Genomic DNA, 22748 nt, shown 5'->3' with positions numbered 1-22748 from the left:
ATATAGTTATTTAAACTGCTTATATACATAAGTTCTAACAACAATCTAACAACTATTTTCGGGGATCTTACATTTCGTAATGTTAATTTTTGTTTTAATGAATCTGGTTTACATAATGTAGAGCGGTGGGATAGGCAAATTTTATGCCAGCGTCGGCAAAGGCAAATTTGATGGCTAAATTCACTTCATGCTGGGCTTTACGATAGATTTTTAATTCATTATTGCTATGGACAAAATAGATTACTTCATAGTTTAAGCTGAAGTCTCCAAATCCTGCAAAATAAGCAATATCAAAGGTAATATTTTCGAGGGGGGAGAGGGCTTTTTCAATTATTTCAGGAATTTTGGGCAATAAATTATTGTCTGTTTCATAGATGACTCCTAATTTTATCCTTGCTTGGCGACTTTGCATCCTTTTATAGTTTCTGAGACGGGAGTTTGTTAAGTCGGTATTTGCTAAAATTAATTCTTCCCCTGTGAGGGATTTAATTCTGGTGGTTTTGATGCCAATATGTTGTACATATCCTGTAAATTCATCGATGGAAACTAAATCAGATATTTCAAAAGGACGGTCAAATAAAATGGCAAAATAACTAAATAAGTCTTGTAATATTCCTTGGGAAGCAAGGGCGATCGCCACCCCCCCAATCCCTAAACCTGCGACAATTGCCCCAATATCAAATCCAAGATTACTAACAACAAATATTCCAGCTAAAGTCCAAATTAACACTCGAATAGCGGGAAAAAGAGCGTTAATATTTTTCTCTACCACAGAGTTAGAGTAATGGTATTTATTACTATAAAATTGAATAACTACCCTAGCTAAATCAATTAAAAATCTGGCGGTACAAAAAGTAATAGCAATGCTTAAAAATGTATTGGCTAATCCTAAAAGAGTATCATTTATTTGCGTTTCTTTAAAGGTTAAATAACAAATAATAAAATAACCGATGGGTATAATATGCTTATTAATAATTTCGATAATTTGATCATCTAATTCCGTTTCTGTTTTACGGGTAATTTTTCTTAATTGCCGAAATAATAAATTTTTACTAATTTTTAAGATAAAGTAACTCATTACTAAAATAGTAATAACTACGGCAATATCAGTTAATAAAGTTCGTAAATTGGGTGCAAGATTAAATAACTGATCTAAATTAAAGTCCATGTAAAAAAAAATAAATTAGGGCTTGATGAAAAAGTGGTGTTGGGGTGGGAATAGATAATTGACAACGGATAAATAAGATAACATGGGAAAAGTAAAAAAATTGACCAAATAAATCACCATATGTTTTGTAGGTTGTCCAAGGTAATCAATGTCGCTCTAGTTTTACTGATAAGTGTAACCTTTTTAGGAGGTTGTGGAAGGGGAGAGGTAGCAGAGGCTAGAATGCCTGAATCTCAGATAACTCAGGCAATATTAAGTGATCCTAAAACATTTAATGCTGTTTTGTCTCAGGAGTCTCCGAACATTTTCGGTTTAACTTATGATGGTTTGGTGGAGGAAAATCCCCTTACGGGGGAAATAAAACCTGCCCTAGCGGAATCTTGGACATTTTCAGAGGATAATCTTAATGTTACTTTTACCCTGAAGGAAAATTTACAATGGTCTGATGGTGAACCTTTGACGGTGGATGATGTGGTATTTAGTTATAATCAGCTATATCTTAATGAGGAAATTCCTAGTAATGCACGGGATAGCTTGAGGGTGGGGGAAAGTCGTGCTTTACCAACGGTGACGAAGATAAATAATAGACAGGTTAGATTTACGATTAATGAACCTTTTGCTCCTTTTTTGGAAAGTACGGGTTTATCTATTTTACCTAAACATATTTTAGAAGAAAAAGTACAACAAAGGGATCGAGATGGTAATCCTTTATTTCTTTCTTTTTGGGGTGTAGATACTCCCCCTGATCAATTAATAGTGAATGGTCGTTATAAGTTAAAAAGTTATTCCACTTCTCAACGGGTTATTTTTACTCGCAATCCCTATTATTGGCAGAAAGATGAGCAGGGTAATTCTTTGCCTTATATTGAAGATGTGGTATGGGAAATTGTGGAATCCACTGATACTTCTTTACTCCAGTTTCGCTCGGGTAGTTTAGATTCCATTGGAGTTTCTCCTGAGTATTTTTCTTTGCTTAAGCGGGAAGAAGATAGGGGAGATTTTACTATCTATAATGGTGGGGCTGCCTATGGTACTACTTTTATGGCGTTTAACCTTAATCAGGGTTCGAGGAATGGTACTCCTTTGGTTACTCCCTATAAGTCGAAGTGGTTTAATAATGTGCAGTTTAGAAGGGCGATCGCCCATAGCATTGATCGTGATAGGATGATCAATAATATCTATAGAGGGTTAGGAGAAAAACAAAACTCCCCCATTTCCGTACAATCACCCTTTTATGATCCCACCGTAGAAGGCTATGAATACAATACCGAATTAGCCAAACAAATTTTAATAGACGAAGGATTTAGATACGACGATAACGGCAACCTATTCGATGCTGAAAATCATCCCGTCCGATTTAGCCTCCTTACCAACGCAGGAAACCGCATCAGGGAATCCCTCGGCTCACAAATTAAACAAGATTTAGAGCAAATTGGCATCATCGTTGACTTTACCCCCATCGCTTTCAATGTATTAGTAGATAGACTTAGTAACTCCCTCGACTGGGAAGCCCATATTATCGGTTTCACAGGGGGAAATGAGCCTAACGGAGGCATAAACCTATGGAATCCTGACGGTAATTTACATCTATTTAACCAAAAACCCCAAGCAGGGAGAGAAGATATTGAAGGGCGAGTGATAGCAGACTGGGAACAGGAAATTGGTGATTTATATGTACAAGGGGCAAGGGAATTAGAATTTGAACGTCGCAAAGAAATTTATGCTCAAACCCAGCAGTTGGCCATGGAATATTTACCGCTAATTTATTTAGTTAATCCCTATTCCTTATCTGCCGTCAGAAATCGCATTGAAGGAGTAGAGTATTCCCCCCTCGGTGGTGCTTTTTGGAATATAGAACGATTAACTATCGCCGATGAATAATAAAACTGAATCGGTTGTTTTTGGTGAAGAAATGCAAAAAATCAAGAATAAATGTGACAAAAGTATTCTTTTTTTACCATTGTCATAAACAATAAAAACTAACTTAATTTATCAAAAAATGAGACTATAATGAGCCACTTGTTTTGATAAAAAATATATAGGAGTGTTGCCTTATGAATATGATGAAAGTTTTTTCTTTATTTAACCGTGAAAATCAAGAACCTTCCCTAGTTACAAAAAATAAAGGGAAAGACATTAATAATAAAACCCAAGAATCTTCCCGCACCACATTTCTAGCCAGAATTACCGATAATTTAAAAGATAATATCCTTGATCTACGTTAAATTCCTAATCAATAATAAAAGGGTGATTTTTTCACCCTCATTAGTTAACCAAAAATTAAGGAACAATCATCGAACCGATACCATCATCCGTAAAGATTTCCAACAATAAAGCATGGGGTATTCTACCATCAATGATATGAGCCGCCTTCACCCCTTGCGCAAGGGAGCGCACACAGCAATTCACCTTAGGAATCATTCCCCCAGATACTACCCCTTCGTCAATTAGATCTCTAGCATCTTGAATAGATAACTTATACAGTAAAGTAGAAGGGTCATGATAATCCCTTAAAACTCCGGGGGTATCCGTCAACAAAATTAATTTTTCTGCTCCCAAAGCCGCCGCAATTTCCCCTGCCACAGTATCAGCATTAATATTATGGGATTGTCCATCCACATCCGCCGCCACACTCGAAATAATAGGCACATAACCACTTTTTACTAGAGAATCAACTAACGAACTATCAACATTAGCCACTTCTCCCACAAAACCAACTTTGTCACGATTCACAGATCGAGCTTGAATTAAATTACCATCTTTTCCGCATATACCAACGGCTTTTCCTCCAGCATCATTAATAAGGGTTACTAACTCTTTATTAACCCTACCCGTCAACACCATTTCCACTACTTCCATGGTTTCTGCATCCGTAACCCGTAAACCATCTTTAAATTGAGGTTCGATACCTAGTTTTGTTAGCCAAATATTAATTTCTGGACCTCCCCCATGAACGACAACAGGATTTAAACCCACTGAAGCGAGGAAAACAATATCTCGAATAACTCCTTCTTTTAGAGAACCATCTTTCATGGCTGCACCACCATACTTTACAACGATAGTACGTCCTGCAAATTTTTGAATATAGGGTAATGCTTCGCTTAAAACTCTTACTCTAGTTGCTTCTGATTCTTTGTAGTATTCGCTTTCTGTGTTTTCTACCATTTTAATGTTAAATTTTGTTTTGACATAATGAATATTCACTTTAATAACAAGATACTATCAATATTGTTCGTGAGAAACAATTATGTCGATTTTGATTCCCAATTTATTTTGTGTTACGTCGAGGAATGATCAAAAATAAATAATAATTAATAATTGTTTTTAAAGAAATGTTAATTAGTAATGATTATGGTTTAACTAATGATTCTAAAATGTTTTTTTTAGAAGAAATTTTATCCCCTAAAAAAGTTAGGCAATATTTTAAGCAACATTTACCTAGTATTTTATCTGAATATCAGTTAGGCCAGATAAAAGTTATTCGTTACAAACCTGAAAAACGCTGCTTAATTGAGTTTACATTTGAGGGGAAAAACTCCTTAATTTTAATCGGCAAGGTAAGGGCTAAAGGTACTGATTTTAAAAGTTATAATTTACAAAAACAGTTATGGAAAAATGGTTTTAACAATGATTGTTGCGATAAAATTTCTGTACCTGAACCTATCGGAGTGATTCCTCAATGGCAGATGTGGTTACAAAAAAAAGTTCCTGGCAAAGTTTTAAGGGATGTATTTTCTCCAAAAATGGATTCAAAGATAGTTCAAAAGATTGCTCAAGTTGCCCATAAGTTACATTCAGCAAACGTGCCTACTTTTCGTTCTCATCTTATAACGGATGAGTTGGCTATTCTTGAGCAAAAGTTACCCTTAATTTTACAAAGTTTTCCTCAATGGGAAGATAGTGTGAGAGATATTTTAAATAAGTGTAATTATCTTGGGCAATTAATTCCAGAAGACAATAGTTTATGTGGTATTCATCGAGATTTTTATTTTGACCAAATTATTGTTAACGAAGATCATTTTTATTTATTAGACTTAGATTTATATTGTTTAGGGAATATGGCTCTGGATATAGGTAATTTTATCGGTCATATTACTGAATATAGTTTGAGAAAGTATGGTGATTTTAATATTTTAAAAGCCCAAGAAAAAACTTTAGAAGATGAGTTTATTAGATTAGTGGGGGAAGAAAACAGAGAGGCTGTGACAATTTATATGATTTTGACTCTAGTAAGACATATATATCTTAGTACTCTATTTCCCGATCGTCACTTTTCTACCCCTACTTTGTTGGAATATTGTGAAACTTTACTGGATAATTTCTAATAATCAAATTCAGATCATGTAATTCTGATAAAAAGTAAGTAATAATAACTAGAACTCAGGAACAAAATTATGTCACCCTACTTCTTAAAGAAATATTAACTATATTTTTTTACATAATTATTTATCTATGAGTAGTAATATTAATCTTCCATCGGTGAATGAGCAGGCAATTTACAGAAAAGGGGCATCTATAGGTAAGAGATGGCGAATAGTGCTTTATTCTCACGATACTATGGGTTTAGGGCATAAAAGGCGTAATTTGTTGATTGCTCAAAATTTGGGAATTTCTCTTAAGAATGTAGACATATTGCTTATTACAGGTACAAACAAAAGCAATGAGCTTGAAACCCTTGAGGGTGTTGATTTTGTCACTTTACCCGCTTTATATAAAAATGATGCAGGGGGTTATCAGGCTAAACAATGGCAGATGTCTATTGATGAAATTGTTAAGATGCGATCGCACATTATCCTCACAACAATTCAAAGTTTTAAACCAGACATATTAATAGTCGATAATGTACCCAAGGGTGCCATGGGAGAATTAAAACCTACCCTAAAATATCTTAAAAAAGAAACAAAAACCTTCTGCATTCTTGGTCTAAGAGATATATTAGATGAGCCAAAGACTATTTATCAAGAATGGAAAAAAGCTAAAAATGAGAAAATAATTCGTAACTATTATAATGAGGTTTGGATTTATGGAGATCCGACTATTTATGATGGAATTAAAGAGTATAAATTTTCGGCAGATATTGTTGATAAATTCCGCTATACAGGATATTTAGATCAACGGACAAGGTTAGAATTTACCTCTAATAAATCCAGCTTTAAACTAAATAATAAATCATTGGCTTTGTGCATGGTAGGAGGAGGGCAAGATGGAGCAAATTTAGTGCTTACTTTTGCTCAAACTAACTTCCCCGACAATGTTCAGGGAATAATTATAACAGGACCTTTTATGCCTTTAGAAATACAAAATAAGTTATTAAAGATCGCTAAAAATAAGTCTGATTTATGGATTTGGAAATATGTAAAAGAACCAACTTTACTTTTAAAAGAGGCTAAATGGGTGATTTCTATGGGAGGATATAATAGCACCAGTGAGGTTTTATCTTTTGAAAAAAGAGCTTTAATTATACCTAGAGTAAATCCTCGTCAAGAACAGCTAATGCGTATAAAAAGACTAGAAGAATTGGGATTAGCGGATATGTTACATCCTGATGATTTAAATCCTGATTCTTTGGCAAGGTGGTTACGAGAAGAAAAAAAAGCCCCTGAAGTACATAAAATTATTGATTTTCAAGGATTAAAAAGAATTCCTGAGTATTTAAGTAGAATTTGTGATGAAATAGAGGGAAAAAATCATTATAAAAATCACTTTATTGGTAATATTTAATAACTCTTAAAAGCTATTTTTTATGAGAATATTGATTCTCTACTGAATAGATAATAACTATTAATTTCTGCCTTAACGACAAATCATAGCAAAATTGACCAATCCCATTTTTTTTAATTCAATATCAAGTATAGTTGCCATAAAAGCATGATTCAATTTACACCTATTCAAGATTCTATAAAAGTGGGGTATGTTCTTAAACGGTATCCTCGGTATTCTGAAACTTTTATTGTGTCTGAGATTCTTGCCCATGAAGCCGCTGGATTGGAAATACAAATCTTTGCTCTACATCCTCCCCTAGATGGACATTTTCAAGATATTATTTCTAAGGTGCGATCGCCCGTAACCTATTTATTTTCCCATGATCTCAGGGGCAGTACGCTATGGAGTGTTTTTGATAAAGCCAGTTATATTATCCCCAATTTCTGGCAGAAACTAGAATTTGCCCAAGGGGAAGACGTGCATCGAGTCCATAAAGCCATTCAACTAGCCTGTATTGCCCGAGAACAAAACTTCACCCATTTACACGCCCACTTTGCCACCTCAGCCACCATCGTCGCTAGACTAGCCAGTCATTTTGCCGAAATTCCCTACACCTTTACCACCCACGCCAAAGATATTTTTCATGAAAGCGTAGTACCAGCAGAATATGCCCGTAAATTGACCGATGCCACCGCAACCATCACCATCAGTAAATATAATCTCGATTATCTTCAAAAAACTTACGGTGTAAAAGCCCAAAAAGTGCAACTTATTTATAACGGTTTGGATTTGCAACAATACGAGTTTGCATCTGCTGTGCATCGTCCTGGCAAAATTGTAGCGGTGGGGCGATTGGTAGAGAAAAAGGGATTTACTGTGTTAATTGATGCCTGTCAAATTTTAGTCAAACGTGGTATTACCTTCACCTGTGAAATTGCGGGGGCAGGAGAGGAAGAGCTTTATCTGCGTCAACAGATTGAAAGATTAGGACTACAAGAGCAGGTGAAGTTATTGGGGATTCGCCCCCAAGGGGAAATAACAAAATTGATGCAGTCGGCATCGGTGATGGCTGCTCCTTGTGTGGTGGGAGAAGACAGTAACCAAGATGGTTTACCCACGGTTTTATTAGAAGCAATGGCATTGGGTACGCCCTGCATTTCCACCAATTTAACGGGGATTCCAGAGGTACTGCATCACCAAGAAACAGGATTAATGGTGTCACAGAATGATCCTATGGCCCTAGCAGATGCGATCGCCCTGCTCCTAGAAAATGCCGATTTGCGAGTAAAACTAGCAACCCAAGCCAGACAACTCATGGAACAAAAATTTGATATTCATCGTAATGCCGCTCAACTGCGCACCTTATTTCGTGGGGCAACATCGATAAAAGAAGTAACAATTTAGGAGAAAAAAAATGCGAATTGCTTATATTTGCACAGATCCGGGGATTCCAGTATTTGGTTGTAAAGGATGTTCTATTCACGTCCAAGAAGTTATCCGTAGTCTCATTCAACAGGGGCATCAAGTAGAATTGTTTGCGGTACGTTGGGGAGATAAACCCCCTGCGGATTTGGTATCTGTACCACGACACGAACTGCCCAAAGCCCCCAAGGGAAATGATCTTGCTTGGCGAGAACAAGTGTTGTTAGCCCATAACCGAGATTTACGGCAGATGTTAGAACAGGCGGGTAAATTTGATTTAGTTTATGAGCGTTATGCCTTATGGAGTTTTACTGCTATGGAATATGCTCACATTCGAGGCATTCCGGGGATATTAGAAGTAAATGCACCGTTAATCGACGAACAAGCAACCCACCGAGGTTTAATTGATCGGCACAAAGCAGAAGTTGTAACTCGTTTAGTGTTTAGTAAAGCAACGGTGTTAATCGCTGTCTCCCAAGGTGTGGCAGACTATCTTGAGAGTTATCCCCAAACTCAGGGTAAAGTACATATTGTGCCTAATGGTGTCAATCCCGATCGCTTTCCTTTACATTTAGCCCCCATTTTACCTAGGGACAAATTTACCGTTGGCTTTGTGGGTACTCTGAAACCTTGGCATGGCTTACCGATATTGGTGGATGCCTTTGCTCAACTGCACCATCGCCATCCCCATACTCGCCTATTAATTGTCGGAGATGGCCCGGAGCGATCGCCCTTAGAAGTAGATTTGATTAATCGTGGCATTAGGGATGCCGTAGAGTTTACAGGCAAAATACCCCCATCAGAAGTGCCTGGATACCTAGCTTCTATGGATGTGGCTGTTGCTCCCTATCCTGCAGAGCAAAATTTTTATTTTTCCCCCCTCAAAGTGTATGAATATATGGCAGCGGGGTTGCCCATTGTTGCTAGTGGTATTGGACAAATTGAAGCTGTGATCGAAGATGGTATTAACGGTTTATTGTATGAGCCTGGTAATAGTGAGCAGTTAATCCATTGCTTAGATTCTTTGAGACAACAACCCGAATTAGGTCATCAACTAGGAGAAAATGCCAGAGAAACTGTAGTGCGATCGCACACATGGACACAAGCAGTACAAAAAATTTTAAGCCTCACCCCAACCAACAAGCAAAAGGAGGTAACAGTTTAATGGGTCGTCCACAAAAGTTAACAGAAGCCATACCCAGTTTATGGCGAATTTTACAGCGCTTTTCTCCTTATATACGCAAACAACAACCATTAATCCTAATTTCCATGACAGCATTGTTTTGTGAAATTGGACTGCGATTAATAGAGCCTTTACCGTTAAAATTTGTCTTTGATGAGATTTTTGCAGAACAAACCAACGGAACATTAAATAACTTTCCCTATGTTGAAACCTTAGATACTCGCATCCTTATTATAGGTTCGGCGATCGCCCTATTCCTCATTACAGCTTTAAGAGGTTTAGCCGCCTATTGGAATACGGTGGGGTTTGCCTTGGTGGGTAATCGTGTATTAACGGAAGTTCGTAGTGTTCTTTATTGCCATTTACAAACCCTATCCCTATCCTTTCATAATAGCTCCCGTGGTGGAGATTTAACCTTACGAGTGATTAGTGATGTGGGTTTACTCCAAGAAATAACCGTTACCGCCCTACTACCGTTATTGGCAAACTGTTTCATTTTAATCGGTATGGTGGGCATCATGTTCTGGCTTAATGTTCAATTAGCCCTGCTTACCTTAGCAATGATTCCTCTATTTTGGTTTGTAACCATCCGTCTGAGTAGTCGAATCCGCAAAGTTTCTAAACAACAACGTCGCCGAGAAGGGGCAATGGCATCCACAACCGCCGAATCCATGAATGCTATCAAAATCGTTCAAGCCCTATCATTGGAAGATCAATTTGCTTCTGTGTTTACAGGGCAGAATAAGAAAAATCTTAAGGACGGGGTAAAAGCCAAGCGCCTAGCCGCAAATTTGGAACGGACAGTAGATGTCTTAATTGGTTTTGGTACGTCTTTAGTATTATGGCGTGGAGCAGAATTGGTTTTAAATAATGCTCTTACTCCGGGGGATTTATTAATTTTTCTTTCTTACCTTAAAAATGCCTTTAAACCTGTGCGCGATTTCGCCAAATATACAGGACGACTAGCTAAGGCATCAGCGGCGGGCGATCGCATCCTCGATCTACTCGATCAAACCCCCGAAGTATATGATTTACCTGATGCCGTGGTGGCTCATACTTTTGAGGGAACGATGCAATTTAGGAATGTGGCTTTTGCCTACGAGTCTGGACACCCTGCATTACAAAATATTGATTTTACGGTGAAAGCAGGACAAAAAGTGGCTATTGTAGGACACTCTGGCAGTGGTAAATCCACCTTAGCTAACCTCATGTTACGGCTTTATGATCCCACCCAAGGAAGTATTTTGATTGATGGGCAGGATATTCGTCGTTACACCCTAGCATCATTGCGATCGCAAATTAGTGTGGTATTGCAAGATAGCGTTTTGTTTGCCTCCAGTGTATGGGATAACATCGCCTATGGTTGCCCCAATAGCACTAAAGAGGAAGTGGTAAGAGCAGCTAAATTGGCCAACGCCCATGACTTTATCCTAAACCTACCCCAAGGCTATGACACCGTATTAGGTGAGCGAGGAGTAACCCTTTCTGGAGGACAAAGACAACGAATTGCGATCGCCCGGGCGGCTATTCGTCAAGCACCAATTTTAATTTTAGATGAACCCACCACAGGATTAGATAAGGGCAACGAACAGGAAGTATTAGAAGCCTTACACAGACTGGCTCAAGGATGCACCACTTTTTTAATTGTCCATGATTTAGAACTAGCCGCCAATGCAGACTTTATTTTGTACATCGAAAAAGGATACTTATTAGAACAGGGAAACCATGAGCATTTAATCAAACTTAATGGTCCCTATGCAACCTTCTACCGTTTACAAGCAAACGAAATGCATCAACTTCAAGGAGGTACGTATTAATGCTATTACCGGCTGATGATTATTTAATTCGCCGTGATCTGGATCTAGTGGGATTACGTTTACTCTTAGATACCGATGCCTTGGCAACTACCCTATTGGCTCAATTCCCTCATCTGAATTTGAATCAAGTAAAAAAAACTTACATTCGTTATAAACCTGCTACCAGTTGCATTGTTAGCTATGAATTGACCATTGCTCAAAAAACCGTATTAGCCTACGCCAAAGCGGTTACTAACCAAGATAAACTGGAAAAATATGTTCAACGCCCAGGGGTTATTCAAGATTGTGGCATCGGGCGCACTGTTTTCAAACCAGAAAGGGTTATTTTTTCTCTTTTGCCTAATGACAACAAAATGAAACAATTAACAAAATTGTTCGACGTGCAATCTCGTGAGCAAACATTACAAAAACTTTTACCCGACCATGATGACTTATCCTCACTCACCTTAAAAACTCTGCGATATAAGCCTGAACGTCGCTACGTTGCCCAACTTTCAATACCCACCAAACCCGAAGCTATCGTCAAAGCCTACAGCCATAGGGAATATCCCCAAGCAGAAATTAACGCCCATGCTTTTAAGTCCATTGCTCCTTTACATATTTTACCCGAGCTAGGACACTCCAAGGGCGATCGCCTTTTAGCTTTTCCTTGGATTATGGGGTTAACTTTAGCTGATTTGATGACCATTGCCCCTGATAATACAGAACAATTTATCTTAACGGGAACTGCGCTAGGGTTACTACATCAACAAGATCCCAAAAACCTAAAACCCTTATCTCGTGGTGATGAAGCGAAACATTTACTGCTCCTTGCCTCTGATTTAACTTGGCTTTGTCCTCAGTGGAAACATCGTATTCAAAATATAGCGGTGGAACTTTCTATTGCCATATTAAATGCACCTATTATTCATCGTCCCATTCACGGTGATTTTAATGGGGAACAAGTTTTATTAAGTAATCGCAATGACATTACTTTTATAGATTTCGATTGTGCGATGGGTGGTGATCCAGCCATGGATTTAGGCTCATTCATTGCTAAGTTAATTCGAGATGAGTTACAGGGAGTCTTATCCACCAAACAATGTGAAAAACTGGCAATGGCCTTGGTTGCTGGATACCGCACCACTGCGCCTGAAGTAATTTCAGATGATCAGATTCAACTTTATACCGCTGTCGGATTATTTCGATTAGTGGCTGAGCCGTTTCGTCATTGTGAATGTAATTGGTTAGAAAAAATTGACATCATACTATCTCGCATTGAACAGATTACAAATATCTTTAAGCCATGATGATTAGTAGAAAAATAACTTTAGGGATTTCGGCAATGGTAGCTTTATATTGACTTCCTGCGATCACCCACGGATACATTTACAATCTCATAATGACCCCATCTACGTGAGAATTATTCGCACAACTTTAAGTTTTTAAAATCCCTCAACATTCACCGCAAAAATATCAATTAATAGACCTTTTTTCTTCCTTTAATGGAGGTTTTTGATTAACAAAAGGTTGACTAGGATTAATTAAATCAATATAGATAATATCTTCACGGCGAATTTGTTGGGTAATGGGGGTAAGTTGAGCCAATACTTGTAACTGTTGAGATAGTCTTGAAGTATAGGGGCCTAGGTGAATTTTACCTAAATCCGTAGTCAGAATAATATTGTTGGGGTTTTGCCAGTCTATTTCTTGAATAGGGGCGGGGGAAGCCATTAATAAACGGTATAATTCCTCCCAATAGGACAAGTATAAAGCAGGATTACCAAGCATTTTGAGGCTAGGAACTTTGTCAGGATACTGCTCTAAATTTTCGTACATATCCCTATCGATAAAAATACCATCGGCACTAATAAACCCTAGATGCCCCATAACAACCTGCCCATTTTCATTTTCTTGGGGCCCATAGGCCATGGCAACGGGAAGACTCTCTTCCACCGTAATAGTTAGACTGGGGGGTACTATTTTTTTTGTGATGGTAATATTTTTTAAGGGTGTTCTTTGCCCTAATTCATCTGCTAAATATTGTCCTGAGAGGGTTAAAATAGGCTGAGGATATTCTAGGGGAATTAAACTACGCACTTCCCTATCCGATAGCAGTTCATTCCCTTCAATGTTAATTTGCTCACTATCACTTAGTACCCAATTGGGGTGGGTAATAGCCCAAAAAACCCCTGTGGTAACCCCCATAGCTACAAAAAAACGACATACCGTAATACGATTGCGTCTTGCCCTTTCCTTTCTTAATCTATTACGATGCTCAACAATTTGGGATGGGGGTACGGGATTACGGGTGGTTACCATGGGCTTATGCAGATTCTGGAGTTGGTAAAGATGATGGGTGTAATAATAACTCAGCGGTACTCCGTTTTTCAACCATTTCTTTAGTTATTAAACATTTTCTTAAATCTTTGCGAGAAGGCACTTCATACATCACATCGAGCATAATCTCTTCTACTATACCCCGTAAGGCTCTGGCTCCTGTTTTACGACGGTAGGCTTCTTGGGAGATGGCTTTGATGGCTTCGGGTTCAAATTCAAGAATAACGTCATCCATGCCCAAAAGTTTTTGATATTGCTTAACTAGGGCGTTGCGAGGTTGGGTGAGAATCGCCATGAGGGCTTCTTCGTTGAGGGAGTCGAGGACAGCTACTACGGGCAAACGTCCTGCAAATTCGGGAATTAGACCAAATCGGACGAGGTCATCGGTTTGCATTTGTCGGGCGGCGTTGGCTATTTTTTCTTCTTGGGTTTGATTTTCGTTGGGTATTTCAAAGCCTAGAATTTTTTGTTGTTGGTTTTGTTCAATGATTTTGTCTAAACCGCTAAATGCTCCACCGCAGATAAAGAGGATATTACTGGTGTCGATGGTGATACAGTCTTGATAGGGGTGTTTTCTACCGCCTTGGGGGGGAACATTAGCGACGGTGCCTTCGAGCATTTTGAGGAGGGCTTGTTGTACTCCTTCCCCTGAGACGTCCCTTGTGATGGAGGGATTTTCACTTTTGCGGGCAATTTTATCAATTTCGTCGATATAGATAATACCTCTTTGGGCTTGATCGATGTCTAAATCTGCTACTTGTAGAAGTCTGAGCAAGATGTTTTCTACGTCTTCCCCTACATAACCTGCTTCGGTAAGGGTGGTGGCATCGGCGATCGCAAAGGGTACATCCAAGACTTTAGCAAGGGTTTGGGCTAGTAAAGTTTTCCCAGATCCCGTGGGGCCGACCAATAAAATATTGGACTTTTGTAACTCAATATTATCATCTTCTGGGGTGTCTGGGTTCTGATTTTCCTTGACACTCAAACGTTTATAGTGGTTATACACTGCCACGGAAAGAATTTTTTTCGCCTCATCTTGCCCAATTACATAATCATCTAACTCGGCTTTAATTTCTTTGGGCTTGGGAAGGTCTTCTAGGGAGAGGGGACTGAGGGAGTTGGATTGTTTCGTTGGATGTACGGGTTTTCCTTTTAGGGCTGGTTTCCCGGGTACGGGAGATGCAGACATTAATTCTTCATCCAAGATTTCGTTACATAGTTCTACGCATTCATCACAAATATAGACCCCAGGTCCTGCAATTAGTTTGCGTACTTGCTCTTGGGATTTCCCACAAAAAGAACATTTCAAATGGGAGTCGTATTTAGACATAAAGCTATTTTTTTTACTATTTTAACAATGGACTTCTAAACAAAGAGGTCTTAGAAATGGGTGATTATTAATTGGGAGGGAGGGGAGAAAGGTAACACCCGTGGGAAAAAATTTTGTGATACTTCCACCAAAACTGAATGTTACCCCTTGGTTTTTTTAGAATGCTTCGGATAGGTCAATATCTTTGCGATCTAGGGGAAATTGGATTCCTTCTCGTATGATAATATCGTCAATAATTCCGTATTCTTTGGCTTCAGTGGAGGACATATAAAAGTCTCTTTCGGTGTCTTCACTAATACGCTCAAAGGGTTGCCCTGTGTGGTGGGTAATGATTTCGTTTAATCTTTGTTTGATGTATAAAATCTCTTTGGCTTGAATCTCGATGTCACTGGCTTGACCTTGGGCGCCTCCTAGGGGTTGGTGAATCATGATACGGGAGTTGGGCAAACCTAGCCTTTTTCCTTTGGCTCCCCCTGCTAATAAAAATGCTCCCATACTGGCGGCGATGCCGTAGCAGATGGTGGACACATCTGGTTCTATTTGCTGCATGGTGTCGTAGATTGCTAAACCTGAATAGACAGATCCTCCGGGGGAGTTGATATAGATGTAAATGTCTTTGGTGGGGTCTTCTGCTTCTAGGTAGAGGAGTTGAGCTACTACGGAGTCGGCTACTTTGTCATCGATGGCGGTGCCGAGGAAAATAATTCTTTCTCTGAGGAGGCGGGAATAAACATCAAATACTTTTTCTCCCATGCCAGAGGATTCTACTACCATCGGCACGGTGGCGTTATTTACGATATTCTCTGTTCTGGTGGCAGAGGGTTGATGGGGATAACTACTGTTAATGTTTGGTTTGGGAGATTGCGATTCTAGCATAGCTTGATGAGGGTTCCTTGTGAAAGCTCTTTTATACGACTTACACCTTAATATTATACTACTTTATAGCTGATTTCGAGGGTATAACGGTTCAATGGGAGGGTAGGTTTTCCCCACCCTTAGGAGTTAAATTAATTGATCAACGATCGCACTTAAACCCACGGAATTAGATGCTTTGAATAGGATGCGATCGCCTTTAGTCATGATCTCTTTTACTCGATTTAGTAATTGATCATGGTTTTCAAATATTTCGGTATTTATTCCTTTTGCTCCCGAGGCAATGGTTTTGGTATCCTCTTCATCAGCTAAAATTAACACCATATCTAACCCCAATTCTTCGGCTTTTTCCCCCACTTGATGATGGAGGGCGGGGGCATACTCCCCTAATTCTTTCATGGTACCAAGGACGGCAATTTTACGCTCCCCTACGGTATTTTTGAGCATTTCCAGAGAAGCCAACATGGATTCAAAACCAGCGTTGTAGGTTTCATCCAGAATTACCACATCATTATCGAGATGGTAACGTTTTGCTCTCCCCTTGGGCATATGGACCTCAATTCCTGCTTTCAGGGGTTCTAAATCCAATGCGAGGACATGGGCAAGGGCGATCGCCCCTAGATAATTAAGGGCATTATGGCTTCCCTGCAATGGCAAGGGATAGATTTCCCCGTTTACCTCAATTTTATCCTCATCAATGATTTGACCCTGAAAATCGCCGTTTTCCAAGCCATAGGTAACGGTTTTTCCCTGCCATACCATCCGGGCTGTTTCCATCAACAACTCATTATCCGCATTCAAAATGGCGACTCCGTCGGGTTGCATATTAGCCAATAGTTCACATTTTGCCCTAGCGATGGCTTCCCGTGAGCCTAATCGACCGATGTGGGCCGTGCCTACGTTAGTAATTAAACCGATGGTGGGGTTAACTATATCCGTAAGTAAGGCAATTTCCCCCTCACCCCTCATGGCCATTTCAATTACGGCAAAATTATCTTCTTTTGTTATTTCTAAAAGAGTCTTCGGAACACCAATTTCATTATTATAATTAGCCTTCGTTTTTAATACTTTTCCTTGGGTACTTAACACCGCACTTATCAATTCTTTAGTGGTAGTTTTACCCACCGAACCAGTTACTCCAATAATAGGAATATTTAACTGTTCTCGCCACCAGTGGGCTATTTTTTGATAGGCTTCTAAACTGTCTTTTACCCTAAAAATTGGGACATTAAATTCCTCTTTACCTACGTACTTTTCATCTACTATAAGGGCGATCGCCCCTTGAGCCACCGCTTGATTCAAAAAATTATGACCATCAAAATTTTCTCCCCGTAAAGCCACAAAAACTTCTCCACCTTGTAACGTTCGGGTATCTGTACTTATGCCCCTACATTCTTGAATTACAGAAGAGTCATTATAACCCTCGCAAATTGAATCAGTAATTTCACTGATAGAAGTAATATTTAAAGAAAAATTCATAAAAAAAAATAGTAAAATTCAGTATTTTAACTGATACATAGCATAACCTTTTGGGGTAAAAGATGGGTAATTTAACAGAGATAAAAATTAATATTACCGTTTAAAATAGATAGGTAATTAGATAAATATCCCACCCACAACATACCATGGACCACCGTGAATATTCCAAAATTGTCAAAAACTAAACAATTTAATAATAGTGGCGGAGAACAATACCTTTTTGATCACCTATTATACTGCGTCAAAACCGAAACCCCTGAACAAGTAATCGAAAGATTTAATAGACTATTTATTCAGGCACAAGGTTATGATGACCAAAAAGTGTGGGAATGTTTAGCTAATATCATCGGTAATCCCAAATCCTCAGAGCAATTTCCCCTAACCCTCAACCGCTGTTGTCACATCCTTGTTAACCGTTGGCAGTTATCCCCCCAAACCCAAGGTTACATTGTGGATTTAATTAACTGCTTTAGATACGTACCCAAAAGTCTTCACCGTGGCTATGTGCGCAGTTTTACCGAGCAATTGCGCGGATGTGTTAGAAAATTTATCGACAGCGACTATTACACCCAATTAAAACGCCTTGCCAACATTATCGGCGAGGGCAAAATCAAAAAAGAGGAAAAAAAAGAAGAAATCCTCGGTAACCTAATCAACCGTTATCCTTATTTATATGATCACTGCTTACTAGGAGTTGGTAGTAGTATAGAACAACAGCAAACCGTACATAAAGTAAAGCACGACTTAGAGAAAAAATTTGATACCAATCTTTCTCGCTTCGTTACCTATCAATTGAGGGTAGCCCAGAAGAGGGAAAATGGAGAAACCGTTGATTCTCGTATCATCACCCCCGTGGAAAATCCTACCCTCCTAAGTAAAAGAGATTTAGGACGTAGTTTAAAAGAATATGTCGGACCAGCAGAAAATGGCTATTCTTATAAAGAATTATCCCGTAGTTTTGTAGCCCATACCGAAGGAATACGCAACTATCAAATGTTTAAAGATAATCTTTATGAATATATTACCCAGTCCATTGATGGAAAATATGGTAAAAATAGCTTTAATAAAAGACTTTATGATCAATTTCAAGGTTTGTACCCTGAGTATAATGGTAAAAGACCAGATGAGTTTTTAAAAACTCGTACCTACAGCCAAATTTTCAATTATTTAATTGTGGAAAGTCCTCAAAATCCTAATCATTTAGTATTTATGGATATGATTAGTAATATGGGAACCACAAAAACCATTGGTGTCTTTTTGAAGTTGGTTTTAACTTGTACTCGGTTAAAGCCCTATTTAGAGAAAAGATTTTCTATTCTTTTTAGTCATTATGAGTCTTTTTCTAAGGATGGGGCGATGTGGTTGGTAAGAAGTTTGGAAAAGGTTAATGTTGGTTTTAGTGTAAATTTTAGTAATGTTGATATGTCTTTTCTCAAGCGTCTTTATCTACCCGGAAGATAGGGGAATGTGATAAATAAGCGGAGTCGTGAGGGGAATTGACAATTGACAGTTAATCTCCCCATACCAATAGCTATCCTATTTACCTGAGTCTTCCTGAGCGTAAGATACTAATCACTAACCATAAACCGAGGAAACTGGCTACGGCAAATAATATATTACTCAATAGCATTAATTGAGCTGTACCTGCCCCCGTGGAGATAATGGCGGCACCCACAATCAGCGCCCCCACCACAATGCTAAAAGATAGGCGGTTAGCAGAATCATCTAAGCTACGGCGTACATTGTCTAGCTCCCTAATTTGTAGGTTAAATTGTAGGGTTTCTGAGCTTAATCTATCTAAGATTACATCAAGTTGACGGGGCGATCGCAACCCAACGGATTTTAAATCCAAAACCGTACGAAATACCGTTTGTAAAGGAGTTTCACCAAACAACTGACGACGAAGTAAATCAATAGTTAAAGGTTTAATCTCATCCAAAAGATTAATTTGGGGGTTAAATTGACGGGCAACCCCTTCTAAATTCGCCAAACTTTTGGCATATAAACCCATATTACCGGGTAGCTTAATCTTATTATCCCTACTTACCTCTAAAATTTCATAAAAAACCTCACTAAAATTAATCTGAGAAAGACTTAGGTTATAGTATTTTCTTAACATAATATTATAGTCATTTTCTAACTTAGCAATATTAGTTTTTAAAGAAATATTTTCAGATAATTCTAAAGTTAATTGAGCACATTTTTGAGCATCAATATCCACCACAGCCAACAACATTTCCGTTAATAATTGTTGTGTACGAGGATCTAATCTTCCGATCATACCGCAGTCAATGATAGCAAGACAGCCATTGTCAAGATAAAAAATATTACCCGGATGAGGATCAGCATGGAAAAAACCATCTATGTATATTTGCTGGAAAAAAGCTCTAAATAAAACGGTGCTTAAATCAGTTCTAATATTATCATCTGGTTGCTCTTCAAAAGTAGGAATATCAGCCTCTAAAATAGGAGTACCATCCAACCATTCCATTACCAGAATTTTTTTAGTGGTATAGTCCCAAAAAATTTGAGGAACAACGATTTTTTTTGGATCAAACCATTTACTTTTAGCTAAATTTTCCCTTAGTTTATCCGTAAAAGTAGCTTCTTTTCTAAAATCTAACTCTGCTAAAACAGCACTGGTAAATTCATCAGCTAATGTCACCACATCATAGTCACTCCCAAAATCACTGAGGGCAACTAAATCGGCAATACCTTTGATAATGTTAATATCCTGGTTAACAATCCTCTCAATATTAGGACGTTGTACCTTAATTGCCACATCAACCCCTGATATTAGGGTACCACGATGTACTTGAGCAATGGAACCAGCGGCGATAGGTTCACGGTTGAGGGTTGCAAAAATTTTGTCCAACGGTTTATTATACTGCTCTTCCAGGCTTTTTTCTACTTCTCCCCAAGACACGGGAGGCACGTTAGCTTGTAGGGCGGTTAAAGCCTCAATATATTTTGGAGGTAATAAATCGGGGCGAGTGCTGAGTAACTGTCCAAATTTGACATAAAAAGGGCCTAACTCTACTAAAATACGGCTTAAAACTTCAGGGGTTGGTAATTGAGGTTTGTCTGATTTTCCCCCCGTGAGAATACCGCGCATATAATCCCAACCATTACTTAAGACAATTTCGATTATTTCTCGTTGGCGGGAGCTTGTTTTGGTTTTTGTAATGGATGACATAAGTTTTTTATTGAAAAAATGGCTCTTTGTTTTCCATTAATATAACAACTATTTATTAAATAAAATGTCAATTTGTTATTCTGTTTTACTACCCCAGAGTCTGATGAGAAAAAATAAACAGATTAAAAAATAACCTGTGGTAAACATTCCGTTGAGATACATTAAACGAATAGAAAATAAATCATTACTAAAACTACTTCCTAACCATAAACTACTATAAATTGTTAACCAACTTAATCCGAGCCTGAGGGAAACACGACTAATTTTTTTTGTTTGAAACTGATTTTCTGATTTAGAAAATACACTAATGAGGGCGAAAAAAATACCAACGATGGGCATTAAATATAATGACAACCAAAATTTATTTAAGTTTTCTTGACGATAATTGTCTTTCATTATTTGGTGTTAATAGTTATCAAGATTAGTTTTTATTCTTCTATTTTTTTTGATGATGAGCTACATTGCCATTATATTCTCTTTTAATTGTATTCTAATTGACAATTTATCTGAAAGTGATGGAAAATGGAAGCATCGTTAACAGAACTTGGAAGGAATAAGAATTAATTATTAATGACAAAATTATTAGAGTTTACGGAGTCCGATAATAGATTATCTAACCGCTTCATTGAATTAGATCCTGAAGGATATTTTATCATTTCCATAGACCGAGAAAAACAATTGATTTGTGCAGAGCATTATAGTAATGCTATCAATGACCAAGGTTTAGCGGTTGATCCTGAAACGGGGGAGGTGATAGCCTGTAAGGGGGCAAAACCTCGACAAGCGGTAACTTTATTTACGGGTAAAACTGCTAAGGAAATTTGTGTCAAACTTTTTGAGGAGACTAAACCTGTGCCTGTTAGTATGTTTGATCATGCGTCGTATTTAGGTAGGGAGTTTGTGAGGGCGGAAATTGCCTTAAAAACTGGAGAGGAATATATTCAAGATTAAATGGGCGTTGGATAATTTTTTTTTTAAGTCACTATAACAAGGGGTTTAAACCCCTTACCTCAAAATTAATAAACATCAATTATTCTTGTGAGTAAGATCAAAATTGCTGGGGAAGAAGTTGCCCCATGTGAGGTTAAGCAGATACAAATTCCTGTGGCGAAGTTGCCTACTCAAACGATGATGTCTTTGCCTGTGACGGTGATTAATGGCAGGGAGGAGGGGGCGAAGTTGTGGTTGAGTGCGGCTATTCATGGGGATGAGATTAATGGGGTGGAGATTATCCGTCGGGTGGTGTCGTTGATTAATCCTCAGAGGTTGAAGGGATGTGTGGTGGCGGTGCCGATTGTTAATGTGTTTGGTTTTATTGAACAATCTCGTTATTTACCTGATAGGAGAGACTTAAATCGCTCTTTTCCGGGCTCGGAATCTGGCTCGTTGGCTTCTCGTTTGGCGGAACTTTTTATGCGGGAAATTGTGGCTAATTGTACCCATGGCATTGATTTACATACGGCGGCGATTCATCGTATTAATTTACCCCAAGTGAGGGCTAACCTTGATGATGAGGAAACAAAGCAATGTGCGATCGCCTTTAATACCCCTGTAATGATCCATGCTACCACGAGGGATGGTTCTTTGCGTCAGGCCGCCAGTAAAAAAGGTATTCCCATACTATTGTATGAAGGGGGAGAAGCCCTCAGATTTGATGGTAAAGCTATCGATATGGGCGTTAGGGGTATCCTACGGGTGATGAATTATTTAGATATGTATAACATTTATAATCATGACCTGGAAAAAAAATCTGTTATGGTGGATAAATCAAAGTGGATAAGGGCATCTAGTAGCGGAATATATCTATTAGAAACGGAATTGGGGGCGGAGGTACAAAGAAAACAGGTTTTAGGTAAAATTACTGACCCCTTTGGCAATAAAAGCGTTGCCATCAAAGCCCCATTTAACGGTATAGTAATTGGTCATGTACAAAATCCCCTCGTCAATCAGGGGGATGCTATCATTCACTTGGCTTCTGCTGAGAAAATATAGGTAGAATTTATGATAATAAGGGGCTTAAGCCCCTTGCCCTTAACCTTGCTTAAAGCCTCTTGCGTCAAGCCTAAAGCCTCAAGTATTATGGACTTTTCCCATTTCCTGCCCGAATTGTAAATTATAATGAACTACAGCAATCCGCTACTCTGAGATTGCTGTTTCTGACGCTTCTTTGCAGACATCTGCTTTTTCGCCCCAAGTTGCCTCATACTTCCGCATTCGGTAGAGCTTGACGACTCTGCATCTAAAGAGGCACGTTCCAT

19 protein-coding genes are annotated in these 22748 nt (G+C 38.5%); 11 read left to right on the top strand and 8 right to left on the bottom strand.

Going from position 1 to position 22748, the window contains the following annotated elements:
- Positions 1-94: 94 nt before the first annotated feature.
- Positions 95-1168: a mechanosensitive ion channel family protein gene (locus ACXITR_RS05790; RefSeq protein ID WP_457996285.1), complete on the bottom strand. Its 1074-nt coding sequence runs from the start codon at positions 1166-1168 to the stop codon at positions 95-97.
- 120 nt (positions 1169-1288) lie between these two features.
- Here ACXITR_RS05790 and ACXITR_RS05785 point away from each other — a divergent pair, with 120 nt between their 5' ends.
- Positions 1289-3049 carry an ABC transporter substrate-binding protein gene (locus ACXITR_RS05785; protein ID WP_457996284.1) on the top strand — a complete coding sequence of 587 codons (1761 nt, stop codon included), beginning with the start codon at positions 1289-1291 and terminating at the stop codon, positions 3047-3049.
- Positions 3050-3228: 179 nt separating this feature from the next.
- Positions 3229-3393: a hypothetical protein gene (locus tag ACXITR_RS05780; protein WP_457996283.1), complete on the top strand. Its 165-nt coding sequence runs from the start codon at positions 3229-3231 to the stop codon at positions 3391-3393.
- A 55-nt stretch (positions 3394-3448) separates the two neighbouring features.
- Here the strand turns inward: ACXITR_RS05780 and argB are convergent, their stop codons facing one another.
- Entirely contained in the window at positions 3449-4333 is an 885-nt protein-coding gene (gene argB, locus ACXITR_RS05775; RefSeq protein ID WP_457996282.1) for an acetylglutamate kinase, read from the bottom strand.
- A gap of 167 nt (positions 4334-4500) precedes the next feature.
- Between argB and ACXITR_RS05770 the strand changes: the two genes are divergently transcribed.
- From ACXITR_RS05770 to ACXITR_RS05745, 6 genes are all read left to right on the top strand, one after another.
- The gene (locus ACXITR_RS05770) at positions 4501-5493 is read left to right on the top strand and encodes a phosphotransferase (protein ID WP_457996281.1); all 993 of its coding nucleotides are present in this window, start codon (positions 4501-4503) and stop codon (positions 5491-5493) included.
- A gap of 127 nt (positions 5494-5620) precedes the next feature.
- Entirely contained in the window at positions 5621-6889 is a 1269-nt protein-coding gene (locus tag ACXITR_RS05765; RefSeq protein WP_457996280.1) for a glycosyltransferase family protein, read from the top strand.
- Positions 6890-7036: 147 nt separating this feature from the next.
- The gene (locus ACXITR_RS05760) at positions 7037-8275 is read left to right on the top strand and encodes a glycosyltransferase (RefSeq protein WP_457996279.1); all 1239 of its coding nucleotides are present in this window, start codon (positions 7037-7039) and stop codon (positions 8273-8275) included.
- Positions 8276-8285: 10 nt separating this feature from the next.
- Complete coding sequence (locus tag ACXITR_RS05755; RefSeq protein WP_457996278.1) at positions 8286-9458, top strand: glycosyltransferase family 4 protein; 1173 nt, start codon at positions 8286-8288, stop codon at positions 9456-9458.
- Positions 9458-11293 carry an ABC transporter ATP-binding protein gene (locus ACXITR_RS05750; protein WP_457996277.1) on the top strand — a complete coding sequence of 612 codons (1836 nt, stop codon included), beginning with the start codon at positions 9458-9460 and terminating at the stop codon, positions 11291-11293. Before ACXITR_RS05755 ends, ACXITR_RS05750 begins: the two co-directional genes overlap by 1 nt.
- Positions 11293-12582 carry a phosphotransferase family protein gene (locus tag ACXITR_RS05745; RefSeq protein WP_457996276.1) on the top strand — a complete coding sequence of 430 codons (1290 nt, stop codon included), beginning with the start codon at positions 11293-11295 and terminating at the stop codon, positions 12580-12582. The genes ACXITR_RS05750 and ACXITR_RS05745 overlap by 1 nt, the downstream gene beginning before the upstream one ends.
- A gap of 166 nt (positions 12583-12748) precedes the next feature.
- Here the strand turns inward: ACXITR_RS05745 and ACXITR_RS05740 are convergent, their stop codons facing one another.
- From ACXITR_RS05740 to ACXITR_RS05725, 4 genes are all read right to left on the bottom strand, one after another.
- The gene (locus tag ACXITR_RS05740; RefSeq protein ID WP_457996275.1) at positions 12749-13594 is read right to left on the bottom strand and encodes a cell division protein FtsQ/DivIB; all 846 of its coding nucleotides are present in this window, start codon (positions 13592-13594) and stop codon (positions 12749-12751) included.
- Positions 13595-13598: 4 nt separating this feature from the next.
- Complete coding sequence (gene clpX / locus ACXITR_RS05735) at positions 13599-14942, bottom strand: ATP-dependent protease ATP-binding subunit ClpX (protein ID WP_457996274.1); 1344 nt, start codon at positions 14940-14942, stop codon at positions 13599-13601.
- Between the two features lie 156 nt (positions 14943-15098).
- On the bottom strand, positions 15099-15818 hold the full coding sequence (clpP, locus tag ACXITR_RS05730) for an ATP-dependent Clp endopeptidase proteolytic subunit ClpP (protein WP_457996273.1): 720 nt from the start codon (positions 15816-15818) through the stop codon (positions 15099-15101).
- A gap of 126 nt (positions 15819-15944) precedes the next feature.
- Complete coding sequence (locus ACXITR_RS05725; RefSeq protein WP_457996272.1) at positions 15945-17294, bottom strand: UDP-N-acetylmuramoyl-tripeptide--D-alanyl-D-alanine ligase; 1350 nt, start codon at positions 17292-17294, stop codon at positions 15945-15947.
- A 156-nt stretch (positions 17295-17450) separates the two neighbouring features.
- Between ACXITR_RS05725 and ACXITR_RS05720 the strand changes: the two genes are divergently transcribed.
- Positions 17451-18755: a hypothetical protein gene (locus tag ACXITR_RS05720; RefSeq protein WP_457996271.1), complete on the top strand. Its 1305-nt coding sequence runs from the start codon at positions 17451-17453 to the stop codon at positions 18753-18755.
- A gap of 79 nt (positions 18756-18834) precedes the next feature.
- Here ACXITR_RS05720 and ACXITR_RS05715 read toward each other — a convergent pair whose 3' ends face one another.
- A complete protein-coding gene (locus ACXITR_RS05715; protein WP_457996270.1) occupies positions 18835-20490 on the bottom strand; it encodes an ABC1 kinase family protein in 1656 nt (551 codons plus the stop codon).
- 75 nt (positions 20491-20565) lie between these two features.
- Positions 20566-20886 carry a hypothetical protein gene (locus tag ACXITR_RS05710; RefSeq protein ID WP_457996269.1) on the bottom strand — a complete coding sequence of 107 codons (321 nt, stop codon included), beginning with the start codon at positions 20884-20886 and terminating at the stop codon, positions 20566-20568.
- 174 nt (positions 20887-21060) lie between these two features.
- On the opposite strand from ACXITR_RS05710, the gene ACXITR_RS05705 reads away from it, so the two are divergent.
- Positions 21061-21441 (top strand): DUF4346 domain-containing protein, encoded by a 381-nt coding sequence (locus ACXITR_RS05705; RefSeq protein ID WP_457996268.1) that lies wholly within the window; start codon positions 21061-21063, stop codon positions 21439-21441.
- Between the two features lie 87 nt (positions 21442-21528).
- On the top strand, positions 21529-22482 hold the full coding sequence (locus ACXITR_RS05700) for a succinylglutamate desuccinylase/aspartoacylase family protein (protein WP_457996267.1): 954 nt from the start codon (positions 21529-21531) through the stop codon (positions 22480-22482).
- Positions 22483-22748 lie beyond the last annotated feature (266 nt).

The sequence above is a fragment of the Cyanobacterium sp. genome (genome assembly GCF_054166785.1).
The sequence above is the reverse complement of the archived record's forward strand: the minus strand, read 5'-3'. Positions and strand labels throughout refer to the sequence as shown.